This is a genomic window from Dawidia cretensis (assembly GCF_018598175.1).
GTDB classification, from domain to species: Bacteria; Bacteroidota; Bacteroidia; order Cytophagales; family Cyclobacteriaceae; genus Ohtaekwangia; species Ohtaekwangia cretensis.
Genome location: NZ_JAHESE010000019.1, coordinates 14,864 through 35,684 on the forward strand (window position 1 = coordinate 14,864; position 20,821 = coordinate 35,684).

Annotated in this window: 20 protein-coding genes; 12 read left to right on the forward strand and 8 right to left on the reverse strand. The window is 52.7% G+C overall.

Features of this window, described 5'->3' with window-relative positions; genetic code table 11:
- Positions 1-10: 10 nt before the first annotated feature.
- The 5 genes from gldF (at position 11) to KK062_RS17570 (ending at position 5,179) form a co-directional block, all read left to right on the forward strand.
- Entirely contained in the window at positions 11-739 is a 729-nt protein-coding gene (gldF, locus tag KK062_RS17550) for a gliding motility-associated ABC transporter permease subunit GldF (RefSeq protein WP_254085638.1), read from the forward strand.
- On the forward strand, positions 733-2,424 hold the full coding sequence (gldG, locus tag KK062_RS17555; protein WP_254085639.1) for a gliding motility-associated ABC transporter substrate-binding protein GldG: 1,692 nt from the start codon (positions 733-735) through the stop codon (positions 2,422-2,424). The genes gldF and gldG overlap by 7 nt, the downstream gene beginning before the upstream one ends.
- On the forward strand, positions 2,421-3,386 hold the full coding sequence (locus KK062_RS17560) for a DUF4340 domain-containing protein (protein ID WP_254085640.1): 966 nt from the start codon (positions 2,421-2,423) through the stop codon (positions 3,384-3,386). Before gldG ends, KK062_RS17560 begins: the two co-directional genes overlap by 4 nt.
- A 105-nt stretch (positions 3,387-3,491) precedes the next feature.
- Positions 3,492-4,616 (forward strand): DNA polymerase III subunit beta, encoded by a 1,125-nt coding sequence (dnaN, locus tag KK062_RS17565; RefSeq protein ID WP_254085641.1) that lies wholly within the window; start codon positions 3,492-3,494, stop codon positions 4,614-4,616.
- A gap of 47 nt (positions 4,617-4,663) precedes the next feature.
- Complete coding sequence (locus tag KK062_RS17570; RefSeq protein ID WP_254085642.1) at positions 4,664-5,179, forward strand: hypothetical protein; 516 nt, start codon at positions 4,664-4,666, stop codon at positions 5,177-5,179.
- 6 nt (positions 5,180-5,185) lie between these two features.
- On the opposite strand, the gene KK062_RS17575 is transcribed toward KK062_RS17570, so the two are convergent.
- Entirely contained in the window at positions 5,186-5,701 is a 516-nt protein-coding gene (locus KK062_RS17575) for a metallophosphoesterase family protein (protein ID WP_254085643.1), read from the reverse strand.
- Positions 5,702-5,761: 60 nt separating this feature from the next.
- On the opposite strand from KK062_RS17575, the gene KK062_RS17580 reads away from it, so the two are divergent.
- Entirely contained in the window at positions 5,762-7,735 is a 1,974-nt protein-coding gene (locus KK062_RS17580; RefSeq protein ID WP_254085644.1) for a DUF3858 domain-containing protein, read from the forward strand.
- A 6-nt stretch (positions 7,736-7,741) separates the two neighbouring features.
- Here the strand turns inward: KK062_RS17580 and KK062_RS17585 are convergent, their stop codons facing one another.
- Both KK062_RS17585 and KK062_RS17590 read right to left on the reverse strand, forming a co-directional pair.
- Complete coding sequence (locus KK062_RS17585; protein WP_254085645.1) at positions 7,742-8,494, reverse strand: ABC transporter ATP-binding protein; 753 nt, start codon at positions 8,492-8,494, stop codon at positions 7,742-7,744.
- Positions 8,491-9,225, reverse strand: a complete 735-nt coding sequence (locus KK062_RS17590) for an MlaE family ABC transporter permease (RefSeq protein ID WP_254085715.1) — start codon at positions 9,223-9,225, stop codon at positions 8,491-8,493. Before KK062_RS17590 ends, KK062_RS17585 begins: the two co-directional genes overlap by 4 nt.
- Before the next feature lie 61 nt (positions 9,226-9,286).
- On the opposite strand from KK062_RS17590, the gene KK062_RS17595 reads away from it, so the two are divergent.
- From KK062_RS17595 to KK062_RS17615, 5 genes are all read left to right on the forward strand, one after another.
- Positions 9,287-9,994 (forward strand): SDR family NAD(P)-dependent oxidoreductase, encoded by a 708-nt coding sequence (locus KK062_RS17595; RefSeq protein WP_254085646.1) that lies wholly within the window; start codon positions 9,287-9,289, stop codon positions 9,992-9,994.
- 40 nt (positions 9,995-10,034) lie between these two features.
- Positions 10,035-11,996, forward strand: coding sequence for a (E)-4-hydroxy-3-methylbut-2-enyl-diphosphate synthase (gene ispG, locus KK062_RS17600; protein ID WP_254085647.1), 1,962 nt, complete (start codon positions 10,035-10,037; stop codon positions 11,994-11,996).
- A gap of 24 nt (positions 11,997-12,020) precedes the next feature.
- Positions 12,021-12,257, forward strand: coding sequence for a DUF6728 family protein (locus KK062_RS17605; RefSeq protein ID WP_254085648.1), 237 nt, complete (start codon positions 12,021-12,023; stop codon positions 12,255-12,257).
- Between the two features lies 1 nt (position 12,258).
- Positions 12,259-12,612 carry an MmcQ/YjbR family DNA-binding protein gene (locus KK062_RS17610; RefSeq protein WP_254085649.1) on the forward strand — a complete coding sequence of 118 codons (354 nt, stop codon included), beginning with the start codon at positions 12,259-12,261 and terminating at the stop codon, positions 12,610-12,612.
- Between the two features lie 82 nt (positions 12,613-12,694).
- On the forward strand, positions 12,695-13,705 hold the full coding sequence (locus KK062_RS17615) for a hypothetical protein (RefSeq protein WP_254085650.1): 1,011 nt from the start codon (positions 12,695-12,697) through the stop codon (positions 13,703-13,705).
- 56 nt (positions 13,706-13,761) lie between these two features.
- Here the strand turns inward: KK062_RS17615 and KK062_RS17620 are convergent, their stop codons facing one another.
- The 5 genes from KK062_RS17620 to ald all read right to left on the reverse strand — a co-directional run bounded on the left by KK062_RS17620 (position 13,762) and on the right by ald (position 18,077).
- Positions 13,762-14,460 (reverse strand): SOS response-associated peptidase, encoded by a 699-nt coding sequence (locus KK062_RS17620; protein WP_254085651.1) that lies wholly within the window; start codon positions 14,458-14,460, stop codon positions 13,762-13,764.
- A gap of 27 nt (positions 14,461-14,487) precedes the next feature.
- Positions 14,488-15,459, reverse strand: a complete 972-nt coding sequence (locus tag KK062_RS17625) for a YheT family hydrolase (RefSeq protein WP_254085652.1) — start codon at positions 15,457-15,459, stop codon at positions 14,488-14,490.
- Positions 15,460-15,470: 11 nt separating this feature from the next.
- The gene (locus tag KK062_RS17630) at positions 15,471-15,998 is read right to left on the reverse strand and encodes a YfiT family bacillithiol transferase (RefSeq protein ID WP_254085653.1); all 528 of its coding nucleotides are present in this window, start codon (positions 15,996-15,998) and stop codon (positions 15,471-15,473) included.
- Positions 15,991-16,743 (reverse strand): TerC family protein, encoded by a 753-nt coding sequence (locus tag KK062_RS17635; protein ID WP_254085654.1) that lies wholly within the window; start codon positions 16,741-16,743, stop codon positions 15,991-15,993. The genes KK062_RS17630 and KK062_RS17635 overlap by 8 nt, the downstream gene beginning before the upstream one ends.
- 218 nt (positions 16,744-16,961) lie before the next feature.
- Positions 16,962-18,077, reverse strand: coding sequence for an alanine dehydrogenase (gene ald / locus KK062_RS17640; RefSeq protein WP_254085655.1), 1,116 nt, complete (start codon positions 18,075-18,077; stop codon positions 16,962-16,964).
- Positions 18,078-18,348: 271 nt separating this feature from the next.
- Between ald and KK062_RS17645 the strand changes: the two genes are divergently transcribed.
- Entirely contained in the window at positions 18,349-20,760 is a 2,412-nt protein-coding gene (locus KK062_RS17645; protein ID WP_254085656.1) for an alpha-ketoacid dehydrogenase subunit alpha/beta, read from the forward strand.
- Positions 20,761-20,821: the final 61 nt, after the last annotated feature.

Genomic DNA, 20,821 nt, shown 5'->3' on the forward strand with positions numbered 1-20,821 from the left:
GTTCTAAAACATGCTCCAGGTCCTCTCTAAAGAATTCAGCAGCTTCCTGAACTCCCTGATCGCGTATTTGGTGATCGGCGCCTTCTTGACGGTGATTGGGTTGTTCATGTGGTTTTTCCCCGAGACTTCTGTGCTCGAGTACGGCTATGCCGACATGGATACGTTGTTCTCCATGGGGCCGTATGTTTTTATCTTCCTCATTCCCGCCATCACCATGCGCAGCTTTGCCGAAGAACGCAAAGCCGGTACGCTCGAGCTGCTCATGACCAAACCACTGCGCGACTGGGACATCATCCTGGGCAAGTATCTCGCGGGCTTTGCCCTGGTACTGGTGTCCTTGCTGCCGACCTTGCTGTACTATGTGTCGGTATACCAGTTGGGTAATCCGCCGGGTAACCTCGACACGGCCGGCATTGCCGGGTCGTACATAGGCCTGGCGTTGTTGGGTGCGGTATTTTGCGCGGCGGGTATCCTCGCATCCTCCATCACGCCTAACCAGATCGTTGCCTTTATCGTGGCAGCGTTCCTGTGCTTTGTACTATTCTCCGGATTTGACTCGCTGGCGACACTCGATGTCTGGTCGGCCAACACGCTTTTGATCCGCCAGCTAGGCATCGTGTATCACTACGAGTCGTTAAGCAAAGGACTGATCGACAGCCGCGACCTGCTGTACTTCGGCAGTGTCATATTCCTGTTGTTATCCATCACCAAACTCATTATCGGAAGCAGGCAATGGTAAACTGGAAAAGCAGAAAGACGGGCGATTTCTTGTTACTGGCCAATGCCGTGGTGTTGGTGTTGCTGGTTAACCTGGTGGCCTCCCGGTATTTCTTCCGGGTGGACCTGACCGAAGAGAAACGGTATAGCATCAAGCCTCAAACCAAAGCCATTCTGCGCGCGCTGGAAGATGATGTATACATCGAAGCGTACCTGGAGGGTGAATTGAACGCCGGCTTCCGACGCTTTCAGAAAACCATTCGTGAGACGCTGGACGAATTCCGGGTATATGCCCCCGGCAAGCTACACATCACCTTTACGAACCCGCAGGCCGCGGGCAGTGAGAAGGCCCAGTCGGAGTTTATGGCCGACCTGGCGCAACGCGGTATTCAACCTACGAACGTGATCGATACACGCGATGGCCAGCGTGTGGAGAAGATCATCTTTCCCGGCGCTGTCATTGCCGCCGGCGGTATGGAAACCGGCGTCATGTTGTTGAAAGGTAGCACCGCCCGCACATCCGACGAACGCATCAATCAATCCATCGAAACGGTCGAGTACGAACTGATCAATGCATTATATACGCTGACCAATACCGACCGCAAGCGCATCGGCTTTCTGCGTGGTCACGGGGAGGCTGACAGTATGCAGGTTGTAAGTCTGTACCGCGACCTGGGCCAGGTATACGAAGTGGAACGTGGTGTAAGCCTCGTGACAACGCCGTCGCCGGAGAGCTATGATGCCCTGGTGATCGTACGTCCGGTCACGGCTTTCTCCGAACAAGAAAAATATCGGTTGGATCAATATATCATGCAAGGCGGCAAAGTATTGTTCCTGATCGACCGGCTCAACGCCCGCATGGACAGTGCTGCTGTAGCAGGCTATCTGGCATTGCCCTATGCCGAGAACCTCGACGACCAATTGTTTAAATACGGCGTACGGATCAACCCCGACCTGGTACAAGACTTGCAGGCGGCGCAGTACCCCATCGTAACCGGTCAGGCCGGCGGCAAGCCGCAAATGCAGATGATGGAGTGGCCGTTCTTCCCGCTGATCAATCGCTACGCAGATCACCCCATCACCCGTAATCTCGATGCCGTGGTGACGCGTTTTATCAGCAGCATCGACACGGTCAAGGCGCCGGGTGTGAAGAAGACGCCGCTGCTGTTTACGTCCGCACAAACCCGTACGGTGATGGCCCCGGTAAACATCAGCGCGAATGCGCTCCGTCAGGATGTACGCCCCGAAGATTTTTCCAAAGACGGTGTGCCGGTGGGCTATTTGTTGGAGGGCTCCTTTACATCCCTGTACAAAAACCGGTTCTTGCCCGACGGCGAGACAAAAGAAACGTTCCGGGATCACAGCGTTCCGACGCGGCTGGTGGTGCTGGCCGACGCCGACCTGGCGATGAACGAAGTGAACCCGCGGAATCATCAGCCGCAGCCGCTGGGATTCTATCCGTTCACGAACTATATTTTTGCAAACCGCGACTTGCTAATGAATGCTGTGGCATACCTCGTCGATGAGCAGGGGCTTATTCAGGCGCGCAGTAAACAAATTAAGATCCGTCCGTTGGATCGGGAAAAGGTGAAGCAGGAGCGTGTTACCTGGCAAATCCTGAACCTGGTGGTGCCGCTGGTGTTGCTGACGATCTTTGGTGTCGTGCGTATGTATTGGCGGAAGAAAAAATTTGCGCGATTCGGATGATGCAGGAGAAGAAAAACAAACAACGGCTTATTTCGCTGGTGGCATTGCTACTGGCAACGGCGGGTATGCTTTGGCTCAACAGTCGTGGAGAGGCTCCTACCGTCAACAAAGATCTTTTTAAGACGGCCGACCTGACGACTATCAACGAAGTGGTGCTTCGTTCGGCTGCTGGTGCGACGCAACTTAAATTCAGTGGGTCGCAGTGGCGGGTAAACGATCGGTTCGATGCCGACCGGGGCATGATCGATGTATTGTTTGCTACCCTGCGCCAAGCCGAGCCGCGACGCCCGGTGGCCGTTTCCCAGCAAGACTCGATTGCTACAAAACTGGTAAAGGAGGGTGTTGAAGTGACTCTTATCTCGGGTGGCGAAAAGACTGATGTGTTTTATGCTGGTGGCAATCGTCAAAAGACACAGGCATATTTTATGCGCCCCGGCGAGACGCCTTACATTGTGACCATTCCCGGGTACCGGGTTTACACCGCGGGCATTTTTGAATTGGATGGGCAGGGGTGGCGCAGCCGGTATGTGTTTGGATTTAACTGGCGCAATTTCAGCAGCCTGGTGGCACAGTACCCGGGAAAAGAGACCGCGGGGTTTCGCGTTGAGCTGGATGACCACCAGTATTTTGGCATTCGCGGACTCGCATTAGAGCAGACCGATACCGCCAAGCTCAATAACTACCTGGACGCCGTGTCGTTGCTGCAAGTGCAAGAATATCAGACTCCTTCGCCCGCACTTGACAGCCTGGGTAAAATGGCACCGCTATTTTTTATCGAGGTAAAGGACGTGGGTGGGACCGCGTATACGCTGGAGCTCTTTCCGTTCCGGCGTTCCTCTAATGAAGCTTCTGCCAAGGCTGTCCCGCTCATTGGGAGGATCGACGGGCGTGACTGGGCTGTTTTTCGCGAAAGCGATCTATTGTCGTTAATCCAGCCAAAAGCATTTTTTTCGAAGGAATAATTCAAATTGTCCGGGTTTTTTTGCATTTTCCGACCCGTTTTATTATTCAGTTTTCTTTATAACTTTGTCCCCGCTTTAGAACTAACCACTTTTTACTTTACTAGAATGAAGTTTATTGTTAACTCTGCTTACCTGCTTAAGCAACTCTCTAATATCAATGGTGTGATTACCACCAACCCGGTTGTACCCATTCTGGAGAACTTTTTGTTTGAACTGGAGAAAGGTGGATTAACGGTAACGGCGTCTGACCTTCAGACGTCCATGATCACCGAGATTCAAGTGGAATCTAAAGAGAAGGGTAATATTGCCGTGCCGGCTCGTATCCTGTTGGATACGCTCAAAAACCTGCCCGAGCAGCCCGTAACATTCTCGATCGATGAGTCGACGTACAGCGTCGAGATCATTTCCGACAACGGCCGTTACAAGCTGTCGGGTGAGAATGCGACGGATTTCCCGAAAGTGCCAGTGGTTTCAAATGACTTTAGCGCGGAGATTTCAACAGAAGTTCTGTCTCGTGCCGTAAACAATACCATTTTCGCTACCAGCAATGACGAGCTTCGCCCGGCTATGACGGGTGTATACGTCAACCTGGGTGAAAAGAACACTACTTTCGTAGCTACCGACGGCCACCGCCTGGTGCGCTACCGCCGCGCCGACGTGAAGTCGGAAAACGGTAACTCCATCATTATCCCCCGCAAGGCCCTGAACCTGCTGAAGGCGACGCTGCCGTCGGAAAACACTGACGTAAGCCTGAACTTCAACATGTCAAACGCCTTCTTTAAGTTTGGCAACATCAAAATGATCTGCCGCCTGATCGATGAGCGTTTCCCGGACTACGACAACGTAATCCCCACGGCCAACAACATCACGATGACGATCGAGCGCAACGACCTGCTCGGCGCGCTGAAGCGTATTTCGATTTACGCGAATAAAACGACCCATCAGGTACGTCTGAAGATCACTGGCAGCGAGCTGCAGATCTCGGCCGAAGATCTTGATTTCTCTAACGAAGCGAACGAACGACTCTCTTGCGAGCATGACGGTGAAGACATCGAGATCGGATTCAACGCTAAATTCCTGATCGAAATGTTGACCAATTGCGACTCTGACAAGATTCGACTGACCATGTCAGCCCCCAACAAGGCTGGTGTGATCCTGCCGGTGGAGAAAGACGAGAGTGAGGACATCCTCATGCTGGTGATGCCGGTTATGCTCAACCAATACGTATAGTAAGCACCAGCTTACCATCGTTTGCCGTTCCGTATTCAGTAATAGTTATGAAATACACGTTAACCCTCGCGGTATTGCTGACCTTGTTTGGTTTGCAGGCATCCGCACAAGCTGACTACGGTCTGTTGGCGAGCACTTCGACAAGCACATCTTTCACTTCTTCTGTGTACACGGTAAGCCCAATCGTACAAAAGGTGCAAGCTTTTGACGGACTGGGTGAATATCATGCAGCCCGTTTACCGGGTGAGCGTATGCGCAACGCAGGTCGTATCATGACCATTCTTGGCGCGGGCATGCTCGTCGGCGGTATCATTGTTTATGGCAATGCAGACGAAAATTATTACAATTACAATACTTACAACGGCACTACCTACGAAGAAGGGGACCCGAAGGCGGCGCTGGGTATTCTAATGATGGTGGGTGGTACGGGCCTGGCTGTACCCGGTGTTATTCTGTGGGCGAAAGGTGCCAAGAAATATAACCGTGCACTGGAACGGCAGGACGCCGAATCCGTATCCATGAACCTGAAAGGCAGCGGCATTGCCCTGGCCTATCGTTTCTGATAACTTCTATTCAACTGGCGTTAGGGCACCGCGTTTGCCCAGCTCAATCACTTCCATGTTACCGATTTGACCATTGTCGATCGTGAATCGCACCAGCGTCTTGATGGCATGAAAGCCGTGATTACCAGCCGCGCCTGGGTTGATATAAAGCATGTTGTTAAAGCCGGGGTCGCGCTTTATCCGCAGGATGTGCGAGTGACCGCAGATGAAGATATCAGGCGGCGTGCGGGACTTCAGAATCTTTTTTACGCGTGGGTTGTAGTTAGGTGGTACCCCACCAATATGGGTCATCCAAATGTTTACGCCTTCGCATGTAAAGAATAGATCTTCAGGCAGCGATGTTTGCAGGGCACGGCTGTCGATGTTTCCGAATACGGCCCGCACCGGGCAGAATGCTTGCAGCCGGTCCAGTACGCCGTCGCCAAGATCCCCCGCGTGCCAGAGCTCGTCGCATGATTCAAAATGTCGGAAGACGGCCGGGTCGAAGTAGCCATGTGTGTCCGAAAGCAGTCCGATTTTCATGCGCGAAAGGTATTAAACTTTTATCTTGAAGGAATTTTACTAACAGTTTTTTAGTCATATATGTACACCCGATTTTTCCTTGCGTTGATGTTGGTTTATATCGGTCTGGCAGCGACCGCTCAGGACCACGGCTTTGAATATGGTAAGACGACCTATCGCGAGCTGGACATGAAGCGGTATGAAAAGGACACCACTGCCGAGGCCGTTGTGCTCCAGGAATTTGGTGAAGCTTACATAGACAACGGTAACGACTACAACCTGTTGTTAGAGTACCATGTGCGTATTAAGATCCTGAAGAAAAGTGGCATACGCCTGGCAAATATTGAGATACCCCTCCGTCACAACGATTCCCGGAAGGAAACCGTGCGCAAGATTCGCGCATCCGCGTATAACTACGAGAACGGGTCCATGAAAGAGACCCGGTTTGATCCCAAGAATGTATTTAAACAGGACCTCAATCAATATTGGAATGCAACCAAGTTTGCTATTCCCAATGTACAACAAGGAACCGTGATCGAGTATAGCTATATATTGGAGTCGCCGTTTCTCTTCAACTTCCGCGATTGGGAGTTTCAGTCCGACATACCGAAGATCTACAGCGAGTACTGGGCTTCCATCCCGGGAAACTATAGGTTTAATATCACCCTGCGCGGTTTCCTGAAGCTGGATATGGAAGAAGGCGAAGTGGTTAAGGATTGCTTTGCCCCGGGGGGCGGTCGTGCTGACTGTGCCCGGTATAAATGGGCCATGAAAGACATTCCAGCCTTTCATGAAGAGGAGTATATGACCGCGAAGGTCAACTTTTTGTCCTGCATCAATTTCGAATTGTCCGAGGTGCAGTATTTTGATGGGCGTAAAGACAAGTTTACCAAAGAATGGAAAGATGTAGAGGAGGAGCTGCGACGCGACGATGAATTTGGTGGGCAGTTAAAGTCAGGGCGGCACGTACTGGACGAGTCGACGGCCGCCGCCGTATTGATAGAGAAAGATCCACTCGTGCGCGCCCGGCAGGTATACGATCATATCAAACGCCGGTATTCCTGGAACGACACCTACGGATGCGTGGCCGAGTTTGGCATTCGCAAGGCGTACGAAAAGAAAACAGGCAATATTGGCGATATCAATTTGTCGCTCATCGCCGCCCTGCGGTATGCCAAAGTGGATGTAGAACCCCTGATTCTCTCCACCCGCAACCACGGTCTGCCCACCGACATACACCCGGTGATGAGTGATTTTAATTATGTTGTAGCCAAGGTCAATATCGAGGGCAAGTCGTACTTGCTCGACGCGACCATACCCCATCTGCCTTTTGGCATGTTGCCCGACCGTTGCCTGAACGGCAAGGGGCGAGTCATGGCGGAGAAGGAATCGTATTGGTATGAATTGAAGCCTTCTGACAAATCGAAAAAAATCCAGGTGGTAGACGTGACGTTATTGCCCAACGGTATGCTAAAGGGTACGTTGCAAACCACGTATACCGGCTACGCCGCCCTCTACAAGAGAATAGAAATGTCGGAGTTTACCAACCAGGAGGAATACCTCAAAGACTTTGGTACCGACTATCCCGGTGTAGAGGTTGTGAAGTATGAAGCGGTGGGCAAAGAAGAAATTGAAAAGCCGCTGATCGAGAAAATGGAGCTGACCTTCCAGGTGTTCGATCAGTCGAATGCGAAGGGATTTCTGTTCAGTCCTTTTATTGCGTGGAAGCGTCGGGAGAATCCGTTTAAGTCTGTAGAGCGTTTGTATCCGGTCGACTTTGGTGTGGCCATTGAAAGGACACTGGTCTTTACCATGAACTTTCCCGAGAGCTACGAGCTGGTAGATCCTCCTGCAAAAGTGGGCCTGTCGTTACCAAACGACGGCGGCCGCTTCCTGTTTGATATTCAACAGAATGTCAACCGGCTTAGCCTGCACAATTCCATGCAGCTGAAGAAAGCAGTTTATTCCTCGGAAGAATACCACTATCTGAAAGAGTTATATAGCCGCGTGGTAGCGATTGAGCAGACCGACCTGGTGTTTCGTAAGAAAGGGTAGGGGCTGTTACTGCTGCTGGCGCAGGCTGCGCATCACCTTGTTAGCGAAGATGAAGTCGTCCAGCTCCTGCACGCCGGAGTGGGTGATGTCGTTCTTGGTACCCACCCACAGGTTCTGGCCTTTGTAGATGAACATAATTTTTTCGCCAATACCCATCACGGAGTTCATGTCGTGGGTTACGACAATGGTGGTGATGTCATACTCTTCGGAGATGTCCTGGATCAACTCGTCAATCAACACTGACGTCTGCGGGTCGAGGCCGGAGTTGGGCTCGTCGCAAAACAGGTAGTTGGGATTGTTAACAATCGCCCGCGCGATGCCCACGCGTTTCTTCATGCCCCCGCTGATCTCAGAAGGCATCTTTTTGTTGGAGTTCTCGAGGCTTACCCGCTTTAAACAGATGTTGACGCGGTCCATCTTTTCGTCGAGGGGCATATTGGTCAGAACGTCAAGGGGAAACATTACGTTTTGTTCCACCGTTTTGGAGTCAAACAATGCCCCGCCTTGAAAGAGCATGCCCATCTCGCGGCGGATATCCGTTTTGACGTCGCGGTCGCTCGCATAAAAGGGACGCTCGTCATAAAATACTTCGCCTTTGTCGGGCATCACCAGTCCGACAATACATTTCAGCAATACACTTTTGCCGGTACCCGAGGCGCCAATCAACAGGTTGGGTTTACCTTTTTCAAAAACACCACTCACACCGTTCAGTACGACTTTCTCGCCGAACGACTTGGTTATATTGTCGATCTTGATCATTTGGAGAGTAAAAGTTGGGCCAGTAAATAGTCGGCTACCAGCACGGCAATTACACTGCTGGTAACAGCCTGGGTGCTGGACACACCCACTTCCAGGGCGCCGCCCTGGGTGTTATAACCTTTGTACGAGGAGATAGACGACACCAGGAACGCAAACACCACGGACTTGATAAGCGCAAAGATGACGGTAAATTCATTGTAGCTGGAGCGCAGCCCCAACACGTAATCGTTCGGCGAGATGATGCCGGTGAGTGTACCGGCCAGGTATCCGCCCACCATGCCGCAGACGCCAGCGACGACCACCAGCAGCGGATACATCATGAGGGAGGCGATGATCTTGGGCAGCACCAGGTACGAGATCGAGTTAATGCCCATCACCTCCAGTGCGTCGATCTGTTCGGTAATGCGCATCGTGCCCAGGCCGCTGGCCATGGCCGAGCCAACTTTACCGGCGAAGATCACGGCAATGATGGTGGGCGCCAATTCCAGCACGATCATTTCGCGCACCACCTGCGAGATCACATAATCGGGAATAAAGTCACTCACCATGTTGAACGCCGTCTGCACCGTTGTTACAGCGCCCATAAACGTTGACACCAGGGCCACCAGAAACACGGACCCGATGCCAACGGAGACACATTCTTCCAGTATAAGCTTGTAATATGTTTTAAAAGATTCCCGGCGCACGAGCATCGTACCGAGAAACATGAAGTACTTACCAATCTCCGTGATCATAGCTGCAATAAAACAAACGCAATCTTTTATCTTGGGCTAAAGATAGAATAAAAATATCATGAACAGACTGATTGCCGTGACCGGCGGAACCAAGGGAATAGGGCGGGCCGTGATCGAGAAATTTGCCGCCAACGGATTTGATATTGCGACGTGTGCCCGCCACGACGAGGACCTGCGTCAACTGAAGGCAGCGGTAGAGGCAGCGCACCCTGGCATTACGGTACATGTCAAGCTGGGTGACATGTCAGACAAAGACCAGGTAAAGGCATTTTGTACGTTTGTTCAGCAGCTAGGCCAGCCGCTGGAGGTGTTGGTAAACAATGCGGGCTACTTCATTCCCGGCGACATTGCCACCGAGCCGGAGGGTACCCTGGAGAGCATGATCCACGCCAACCTCTACAGCGCCTACCGCACGACACGCGGGCTGATCCAGGATATGAAACGCAATCGGCTGGGCCATATTTTTAACATCTGCTCCGTGGCCAGCATCAAGGCATACCCCAATGGCGGGTCGTATGCCATCAGTAAATTTGCCCTGCTGGGCTTTACCAAATGCCTGCGCGAGGAGATGATGCCGCATAACATCCGCGTAACGGCGGTCATTCCCGGGGCTACCCGTACAGCCAGCTGGGACGGCACGGACCTTCCCGACGAACGTTTTATGAAGGTGGAAGATGTTGCTGAAACTGTCTATGGCGCCTATGCGTTGTCTCACCGGAGTGTAGTGGAGGAAATCGTCATCAGACCCATCCTGGGCGACCTGTAACGACGTCTTTTTCCCTACCTTTGCCCTAAAATCAGCGTGTGTGAATCAGTCTATTGATGCTTTAAAGCAATATTGTAACAGCCTGGTGCAGTACAGCCGGCGCCAGACCCTGGAAGTGAACATTGGCGACGTGCCGATGGGTGGCATAAACCCCATTCGCATTCAGTCCATGACGACCGTCGATACGATGGATACCCAGGGCTCGATCGCGCAGGTGATCCGCATGGTCGACGCCGGGTGCGAATATGTGCGTATTACGGCCCCCAGCATCAAAGAGGCCCAGAACCTGGCCGAGATCCGTAAAGGCTTGCACCTGCGCGGCTACAAAGTGCCCCTGGTGGCCGACATTCACTTTACACCCAACGCTGCCGAGCTGGCAGCCCGCATTGTTGAAAAGGTGCGGATCAACCCCGGCAACTACGCCGACAAAAAACGCTTCGAGACCATTGAATACACCGAAGCCAGCTACCAGGCCGAGCTGCACCGCATACGCGAGAAATTCCTGCCGCTGATCCGCATCTGCAAAGAGCACGGCACGGCCATGCGAATCGGTACCAACCACGGCTCGTTGTCAGACCGGATCATGAGCCGCTATGGCGATAGTCCCATGGGCATGGTCGAGTCGGCATTGGAGTTCCTCCGTATTTGTGAAGACGAACAATACTTCAACATCGTGCTGTCCATGAAGTCCAGCAACCCGCAGGTAATGGTGCAAGCGTACCGCCTGCTGGTGCAGAAGCTGGACGAAGAAGGACTGAAGCCGTATCCGTTGCACCTGGGAGTGACAGAGGCGGGCGATGGTGAGGACGGCCGCATCAAATCGTCGGTCGGTATAGGCACCTTGCTTGAAGATGGCCTGGGCGATACCATTCGCGTGTCGCTCACTGAAGAGCCTGAAGCCGAAGTGCCGGTGGCCCGCGAGCTGGCCGCCCGCTACGAGCACCGCGTCGGCCATGCGCCGATTGCGCCCATCGTACATTATCCCATCACACCGTTTGAATACAACCGCCGTGTAACACGCGAAGTACTTAACATCGGTGGGACACACGCCGTGCCCCGCGTCATAACCGACCTATCGGGACGCGATAAGATTACCGCAGCTTCTTTATTTTCGGTGGGGTATCAATACTCGGTGCCCCTCGATAAATGGAACATAACCGACACCGCCTGCGACTATATATTCCTGGGCGATCATGCTGTCGACTTTGAAATACCCGGCACGCTGGGATTATTATACCACCACGCCGCCTGGCTGACGCAGCGCGGGAAAGATAGAACCTATCCGGTAATACCCGTCTCCGAATATCTTCGCGGTGTGGAACAATCGCCGGTGCTTAACTTCGTGCGCGTAACACCCGAAGACATGGACCAGACCCTGTTGGCACGGCTGAAGCAAGACACTACGGTCGTGCTCTTGGCGACGACCGACAATGCCCATGCCATGGCTGCGTTGCGCCGGCTGTTCGTCGAACTGATCAACCAGGGTTGCGACGTACCAGTCGTCATCGGCCGCCAGTATCAGGACCTGAATGGCGAGCAACTGCAGCTCTATGCAGCCACCGACACCGGCGGCTTGCTGGTAGACGGCCTCGGCGACGGCCTCTTCCTGGAGATCGTACGCAGCGGCTCCGACAAAATGGTAAACGATACTGCCTTTAATATCCTCCAGGCCACACGCACACGGATCTCGAAAACCGAGTATATATCCTGCCCTTCGTGTGGACGTACGTTGTTCGACCTGCAGGAGACCACGGCCCGCATTCGCGTGCGCACCAGCCACCTCAAGGGTATCAAGATCGGTATCATGGGATGCATCGTAAATGGACCTGGCGAAATGGCCGATGCGGACTATGGCTATGTAGGCTCCGGCCCCGGCCGCATTACATTGTACAAAGGCAGGGAGGTCGTACGCAAAAATGTGCCGACCGTTGAGGCGGTCGATGAGTTGATCAACCTGATCCGTGAACACGGCGACTGGATTGAACAGGAACAGGTGAACTAACGTTTTACTCTAAAGAGCACGATCATGGACGATAAAGTAAAGGCAGAAGCACCGGCACCTGCCGCGAAGAAGCGGGGCGGTATCAAAGAGTTCTTTAGTATGGGGGAGGTAGGCAATTATTTCTTTCGCAAGAAAGATCCGGCACGCCCCAGTAACATCAACATCAAGATGATGCACGGAGTCAATAAACTGTCCATCGCCATTTTCCTGATCGGTGTGCTATACCTGATCTTTAAGCTGGTCATCAAGCCCCGGCTGTAATATGGACCTGGAGCACTTTATGCGTTGGTGCAACGCCAAGAAGGGGGTAACCGAGGAATTTCCTTTTGGTGAGAACATCCTGGTGTACAAGGTCATGGGCAAAATGTTTGCGTTGACCGACGTCGATCAGTTCGAAAGCGTCAACCTGAAAGTAGACCCTGAGCAGGGCGTTTTGCTGCAAGAAGAGTATGCCGCGGTGCAGCCGGGCTACCACATGAACAAAAAACACTGGATTACGGTCGTCATGGACGGATCGGTTCCTAACCGCCTTTTACAGCAGTGGGTCGACAATTCTTACAATTTAGTAGTGTCAGGACTGACGAAAAAGCAGCAAATCGCGTTAAATAAGGCATGAATCGAGCGCAAAATGCCATAAATCCTACGCTATCAGGAGAGTTATGGGTAAATTCTTTATTTTTGTTTGAATTACCCTGTTCATGCTGAGGGCATTTTTTGTTTTATTCATCTGTAGCCTGTTCCTGACTGCTTGTACACAGCGCATGATCTGCCCTGCGTATCAAAGCGCGTTCATCTACGATAAGGACGCGTTACGCAAGCAATTCAGCTATTTTCAGGACGATTCCACCCCCAAAGTGCTGACTGCCAGCAAGAACAAATACCTCATTGCCGAGCCTACCTCGTACCGCAAGAAGATCCGCAGCATGCAGACCGTTCCCATGAAGAATGTCTACGTGCAGGTACCCGACTCTCTGAAGGAAGGATATGACAGCCTGGGCCTAAACGGCGAAGACGGCGTTGTACCGGGAGCCGAGCTCGACCTCGCCGCCCGTTCGGTCATTGACAGCATTTACATCGAAGACGTCCCGCAAGACACCACGTCCGAAGAAGCCGAAGGCGACAGCATCTATGTCATTACCAAAGACAAGGAGCTACGGATGTTGAGATACGAATATTCCGACACTGCCCACATCGACCCGGCTACCGGTAAGATGATAAAATCGACACCGAAATATGTCGTCACCGAAATTACCTTCAACGTGGAGCAGGACAACTATATGTGGTACCTGCGCAACTACCTTGTATTGCCGGACGTACGCCTTGCCAAGCTAGGCCAGGCGGAGACCGCGAAAGAGGAAAAAGCCGCGAAGAAGAAAGGTGGCTTCTTTAAGAATCTCTTCAAAAAGAAGCAGAAGGAACAACCTGCTGACTCTGTCGTAGCACCCGAACCGCGCGACGACGACTTCGACTACGTCGACGAAGAAGAACAGCAGAAACAAGTAGATTCTCAACTTTCGCAACCTGAACCGGAGAAGGAGAAGAAAGGTCTGTTCAAGCGCAAGAAGAAAAAAGAACCGAAGCCTGAGACCGACGAGCCTGAGAAACCGGCGAAGAAGAAGAAAGAGAAGAAGTCGAAGAAGAAGGCTGATGAAGATCAGCCTGAAGAAACGCCTGCGGAAGAGAAAGAGGAAAGCGACGACGGATTCTAACGACACGTGCCTGGTATGCCCACTCTGGCACCAATCTGAAGACAGGCGTATACCCGTTAATCAAACAAAGTCAAATTCCCGAACTGATCTGACGGCGGTGCTGGTATAATCAACGACGGCACGTCGGCTGCGTTATCACTAATGCGTGGTGATACCGAGTAGTGGTTCAAATATTCTGCTTCTAAAGGCTTCAACAATCCCAGTAGATCTGCCTCTGTACTTTCCTTATTGAGCCACACAGCCTCTTCCCTTGGATCTAAGATCACCGGCATACGCTCTTGCACCGAAGCTACGAGCGAATTCGCTTGCACGGTAATAACCGAGAACGTATGAAACTGATTGCCTTCCGTATCTTCATACTCGTCCCATGTACCGGCGAATGAAAACAATCCCGAGTCCCGGGGCACGAAGCGAAAGGGAATAAAGCTCTTTTTACCCGCGCGCTTCCAGCCATAAAAACCATCGGCGGGAACGATACACCGATTCTTGATGATCGACTTTTGTTGCGCGGCTTTTTCGAGGATCGTTTCCGTGCGAACGTTTACAATCTTCTCGCTAAGGGTTTTGTTTTTGGCCCATGCCGGCGAGGTACCCCAGTAGAAATTAGAAATGCCTTGTGGGGCAGTATGGGTAATGACGGGTAGCAGCTGGGTGGTGGTGGCGTTGTAGCGCGGTTTATAGAATTCAGGCACGTCCACTCCGAAACGGTCACTGAGCGTAGAGGCAGACGCAGTAATGCTATAGCGATCGATCATAGTGGCCGGGGGTGTTAGGTCTGCAATTTACGTCAAGATAAATTGCAACGCGCGCTCTTCACTCCAATATAACCCATTTTTATTGATTTGTGCGAAGCCCACATGGCCACCCCGCGTGATGCACTCGAAGGTGACCGATGCGTGCTTCGCGAGTCTTTCCATGGGGAAGGAGTTTTTACCGAGGAAGGGATCGTTCACAGCATTGACGATTAACGTGGGCACGTGTATGCCATCCAGAAAATGGATTGAGCTGTTGCGCTCGTAATAATCCAATGCACTGGCAAAGCCGTGCAGCGGGGCGGTATAATATTCGTCAAACTCAAGAATGGTACGAATGTTCTCCAGGCGGCTCGTGTCGAGTCCTTGCATTTGTGTAGCCTTTCGGGTGATCTTCGATTTCAGGCTCTTCAAAAAACGCCGTGCGTAGATCCAGTTTTCGCGCCTGGAAATTTCCAGGCAGGCATCGTACAGGTCGAGCGGTACGGAGAACACCGCGGCGCGGTGAACGGCCGGCGGCAGCGCGCTCTCACCCAGGTATTTCAACGTAAGGTTGCCCCCGAGGCTAAAGCCGACCAGGTCGATTTGAGTATAGCCTTGCTGGATGGCGTGCTGTACGACGAGGTCCAGGTCTTCCGTCGCGCCGCTGTGGTAAAAGCGCAGCAGGCGGTTCATGTCCAGCCCACAGCCGCGGAAATTCCAGGCCAGCACGTCGAAGCCTTGCAGAAGGAAGGCTTTGGCCATGCCCTTGATATACGGACGTTGTGAGTCACCTTCCAGGCCGTGCGAGAGGATGAGCAAAGGCCGCATGCCGACATCGCCGGTCCCCCCGATCTGTCGGGATCGGGAGAGCCAGTCCAGGTCGAGAAAGTCGCCGTCGGGCGTTTCGATGCGCTCGCGGGTGTAGGGAGGAAGCTCTACCGAGCGCATCAGCGCCGGGAAGATGGTTTCCAGGTGGCGGTTAAAGAGAAAGAACGGAGGGTCGTAGGGAACAAGGGGCATAACACCGGGTGCTACGATAAGGCGGCCACAATCTTAAGGTGCCCGGCGTGGTGTTCACCGTGCCATGCATAGCTGGCGATCAACTGATCGAGGCGAATGTGCTTCCCGGAGTCCGGATGGAAGAACGAACGTTGCAGCTCCGGCTCGCGTAGCGAACGCAGCAAGGGCACCCACTTGGCGTGCAGGCTTTTCAGCAGGGCTACCGCGAGGGCGGGGTCGGCAACAATCTCACCGGTTTGGGCCCAGGCAACTTCATCGTACGCCTTGATGGTAGGGGTATCTTCTGTGAGGGTCCACTTGGTACGGATGTAGGCGTTCAGGTGGCTGTCGGGAATGTGGTGTAACACCTGGCGGGCAGTCCATCCACCGGGGCGATACGGCGTTTCTAACTGACGCGGGGAAAGACCTTTGAAAAGCTTTTCGATCTCCGCAGGCACAGCCTCGATGCGATCGATCAGCGTGGTAATTTCAGTCGCGGTATACGAGGCTTTGCCTTCGTGGCGGCCAATGGGATAGCGTAAGGCAGCGTCGTTACTCATGAAACTCTTCTTTGACTTTCTTGCGTTTGCCGCGCGCGCGAATGTTAATCATCTCGATCCCCATGGAGAACACCACCGCGAAGTATATATATCCTTTCGGAATATCTTTACCCAGCCCTTCGAGGAAGATCATAAAACCGATCAGGATCAGGAAGCCCAGGGCCAGCACCTCCATCGACGGGTGACGGTTGATGAACTCGCTGATTCTGCCCGAGAAGATCATCATGATACCGATCGATAGCACGACAGCAATGATCATGATGATAATTTCATTGGTCAAACCGACAGCCGTCAGGATGGAGTCAAACGAAAAGATGATATCCAATAATACGATCTGTACAATAACATTTGATATGTTCACTTTCTTCTGACCGCTTTCCGCGCTGAGCTCATCCTCACCTTCCATCTCGTGGTTGATCTCGCGCGTACTCTTTGCAATGAGGAACATACCACCAAAGATGAGAATGAGGTCACGACCGCTGATGGCACCGTCTTCGGCCATCCAGTGCGGTACTTCAAACAGGGGGCGGGTAAATTTCATCACCCAGGTGATGGTCAGCAGCAGTAAGACACGTACACCCATGGCCAGCATCAGGCCAATATTGCGGGTACGGGCCCGGTACTCGGCAGGTAAGCGGTTTGAAACAATGGAAATGAAAATGATGTTGTCAATCCCAAGAACAATCTCAAAAAACGTTAGCGTTAACAAGGCAAGCCAGGTTTCCGCGTGAAGGAATATTTCCATGCCGAGGGGTTATCCAGATTTATTTAAGCGTTAAAAATAGGATATGTAACGCGATCCTCCAAAGGCGGGTTACGTGGAATTTGTACCGGAACCTAACGTCGTAAGGGGAGGGAATAGACCAAAAAAGGCCTTCCTGATAGTAGGAAGGCCCTTGTTATGGAAGACCTGTTTGTTTTAGGTGTAAGAATTACCTTACGTCAGGCCTGTTTAATTTACAATTAGGCTAAATAGTTGCTTACGTCGGTATAAGGCAAATTAAAAGCATCGGCTACAGCCTTATACACCACTTGCCCTTGAATGACGTTCAAGCCCAGGCGCAGCTCCTGGCTTTCCTGGCACGCCTTCTTCCAGCCCTGATTTGCCAACCGGATGGCATACGGCAGGGTAGCATTGGTCAGCGCCAGCGTAGAGGTATAGGGCACCGCGCCCGGCATGTTGGCCACGCAATAGTGCACGACCTCGTCGATGATAAAGGTTGGGTCTTCGTGTGTTGTCGGACGGCACGTTTCAATACAGCCGCCCTGGTCCACCGCTACGTCTACCAGCACCGTGCCGGGACGCATCGTCTTTAGCATGTCGCGGGTGATGAGTTTGGGCGCTTTTGCACCGGGCACCAGTACACCCCCAATGATAAGGTCAGAGTCTTTTACTTCCTCACGGATGGTATAGTCGTTTGACACGAGTGTGTGTACGTTCTTGGGCATGACGTCGTCCAGGTAGCGCAGACGGGTCAGGTTGAGGTCTACGATCGTTACATCGGCACCCATACCGGCTGCAATCTTCGCAGCGTTGGTACCGACTACACCACCGCCTAATACCAGTACTTTAGCAGGCTTTACGCCCGGCACGCCGCCGAGGAGAATACCACGGCCTTTAAGCGGCTTCTCGAGGTATTTAGCACCTTCCTGAATAGACATTCTACCGGCTACTTCCGACATCGGCACCAGCAACGGCAGGCTGCCATCGGCGCGTTCTACCGTTTCGTATGCGAGACAGATGGCGCCACTTTCGAGCATGGCTTTGGCCAGCGGCTCATACGATGCAAAGTGGAAGTAGGTGAAAACCAGTTGATCTTTGCGGATTAATTTATACTCTTGTTCGACGGGCTCCTTTACCTTCATGATCATTTCGGCTTTTGCGAAGACGTCGGCTGCGGTGGGCAACAACGTGGCACCGGCCTTTTGATACTCGTCATCCTGAAAACCGCTGCCGGAACCTGCTGTCGTTTGGACATATACGGTATGGCCGCGTTTTACCAGTTCCTGTGTGCCTGCCGGAGTCAGCGCGACACGGTTCTCATTGTTCTTGATTTCTTTCGGTACGCCAATGATCATGCTTGGATATGGTTTAGAATTTCGTGCAAATATAGCAGCCACCTGCTCACAAATCGGGAGTTGGTAAAAGATGATTTTTAATCGGAATAATTGCCTGTTAATGTTCCTTTCATTCGAGAAAAATGTTGGAGAAGAACTATTCTCGAAATAAAATTTGTATTCGTGCCATCGAAAAAAAGCAGTTGCGAAGGACCCCGTCGGTCAAACGCTTTTGAAACGTAAAACTATTGTCTATTTTTGATCTGAACACAAGCACTAAAATCCGGAAATCTTGAGCGCGATTAAAGAAGCAAAGACCCGATTCACACAGGCGAGAGTGAAAGAGATCCTTTCCGACTATCGCCTGGCGTTGGAAAGCCGCGAGGCCAGCATACTCGGCCGCAAGGAAGTCTTTATGGGGAAGGCCAAGTTCGGTATCTTCGGCGATGGCAAAGAGCTCGCCCAAATTGCGATGGCAAAGGTGTTTCGCAATGGCGACTTCCGTTCGGGCTATTACCGTGATCAGACCTTTATGTTTGCCATCGGTGAGCTTACCATACAGCAATTTTTTGCACAATTATATGCTCATACCGACATCGTGGCAGATCCTTCCACAGCAGGTCGTTTGATGACGGGCCACTTCGGCACCCGCACGCTCGACGAGCACGGTCGGTTCCGAAAGCTGACGGATATAAAAAACAGCAGCGCCGATATATCGCCCACCGGCGGGCAGATGCCGCGCCTGCTGGGCCTGGCATATGCCTCTAAATTATACCGCAACAATCCCGACCTGCAACGCTATACCGACTTCTCCGTTAACGGCAACGAGATCGCGTTTGGCACAATTGGGAATGCCTCGACATCCGAAGGCATGTTCTTCGAAGCCATCAACGCTGCGGGTGTATTGCAGGTGCCCATGCTAACCTCTATCTGGGACGACGGCTATGGCATCTCCGTACCGCAAGAGTATCATACTACCAAAGGTAGCATCTCGAAAATGCTTGCCGGTCTGCAGCGCACCGAAACCGAAAACGGTTTTGAGATCATTACCGTCAACGGCTGGGATTACTCCGCGCTGATGGAGGCCTACCAGCGTGCCGAGACGATCTGCCGCGAGCAACATATACCGGTATTGCTGCACGTCGAAGAGCTGACACAACCCCAGGGGCACTCGACGTCGGGTTCGCACGAGCGCTATAAATCCAAAGAGCGCCTGGCGTGGGAGGTCGAGCATGATTGCGTTAAAAAAATGCGTGAGTGGCTCGTCCAGGAAGTCATGATCCTACCGGAAGAGCTCGACGATATCGAGAAGGAAGCGAAACAAACCGCACGCCAGGCGAAAGAACGCGCGTGGAAAGCCTTCACAGAAGATGTAAAACGCGACCAGCTCCAGGTAACGACGATTCTCGAACAAGCCGAAGGCATGAGCCGCAACAGCGAGGAGATAGCCCTGCTGCGCAACGAGTTGACGACGACTATCAACGCTACGCGGCTCGAGACCATGCGTGCCGCGAAAAGAGCATTACGCTTATTTCGCGAAGAAAGCCACGATGCCAAGACCGCGCTCATCGCGTGGTTGACCGCGGCCGAAGACGACAACCACAGCCGCTATAGCTCACATTTGTATAGCGAGTCCGATGAGTCGGCGCTGAAACAAGAGATCATTCCGGCCAAGTATACCGAGCATTCGTCCATCGTAGACGGACGCGAAGTACTGCAGGCATGCTTTGACGCCGCCCTTTCGCGCGACCCGCGCGTGCTGGCCTTTGGCGAAGACGTAGGCAAGATTGGCGACGTAAACCAGGGCTTTGCCGGCCTGCAAGCCAAACATGGCGAGCTGCGCGTGACCGATACCGGCATTCGCGAATGCACCATCATCGGCCAGGGCATCGGCGCCGCCCTGCGCGGCCTGCGCCCCATTGCCGAAATACAATACCTCGATTATTTTATCTACGCCTTGCCGACACTGTCAGACGACCTGGCGAGCTTGCAATACCGCACCAAGGGTGGACAAAAAGCTCCGCTCATTATCCGCACCCGTGGCCACCGCCTGGAAGGCGTATGGCACGCCGGATCGCAGATTGGCATGTTGCTGCATAGCTTGCGCGGTATATATATCATCACCCCCCGTAACATGACGCAGGCGGCCGGTTTTTATAATACCATGTTAAAGGCAGACGACCCGGCGGTGATTATCGAATGCCTCAACGGCTATCGCCTCAAAGAGCGTATTCCCGATAACGTCGGCGAGTTCACGATACCCCTGGGTGTACCCGAAGTACTCCGCGAGGGTACCGACGTGACCATCGTTACTTACGGATCGATGTGTCGCGTAGTGATGGAAGCCGCGGAAGCATTAGAGCAAGCCAACATCTCGTGCGAGGTGATCGACGCTCAAACACTGTTGCCGTTTGACGTGACCCACCGCATTGCCGACTCGGTCAGGAAAACCAACCGCGTTGTCTTCGCGGACGAGGATGTACCGGGTGGCGCGAGCTCGTTTATGATGCAGCAGGTGCTCGAGGTACAGAACGCTTATCGTTACCTCGATGCGAAACCGGTGACAATTACCGCGCGCGAGCATCGCCCGGCCTACGCATCAGACGGCGATTATTTTACAAAGCCTAATCCGGAGAGTGTGTTTGAAGTCGTGTATGAAATGATGCACGAAGCAGACGCCGATAGATTCCCGTCATTATATTGATAAAAAAATAAGCCGGTTTAACCGGCTTATTTTTTATATACCATGTACCAGTCATAGCGAT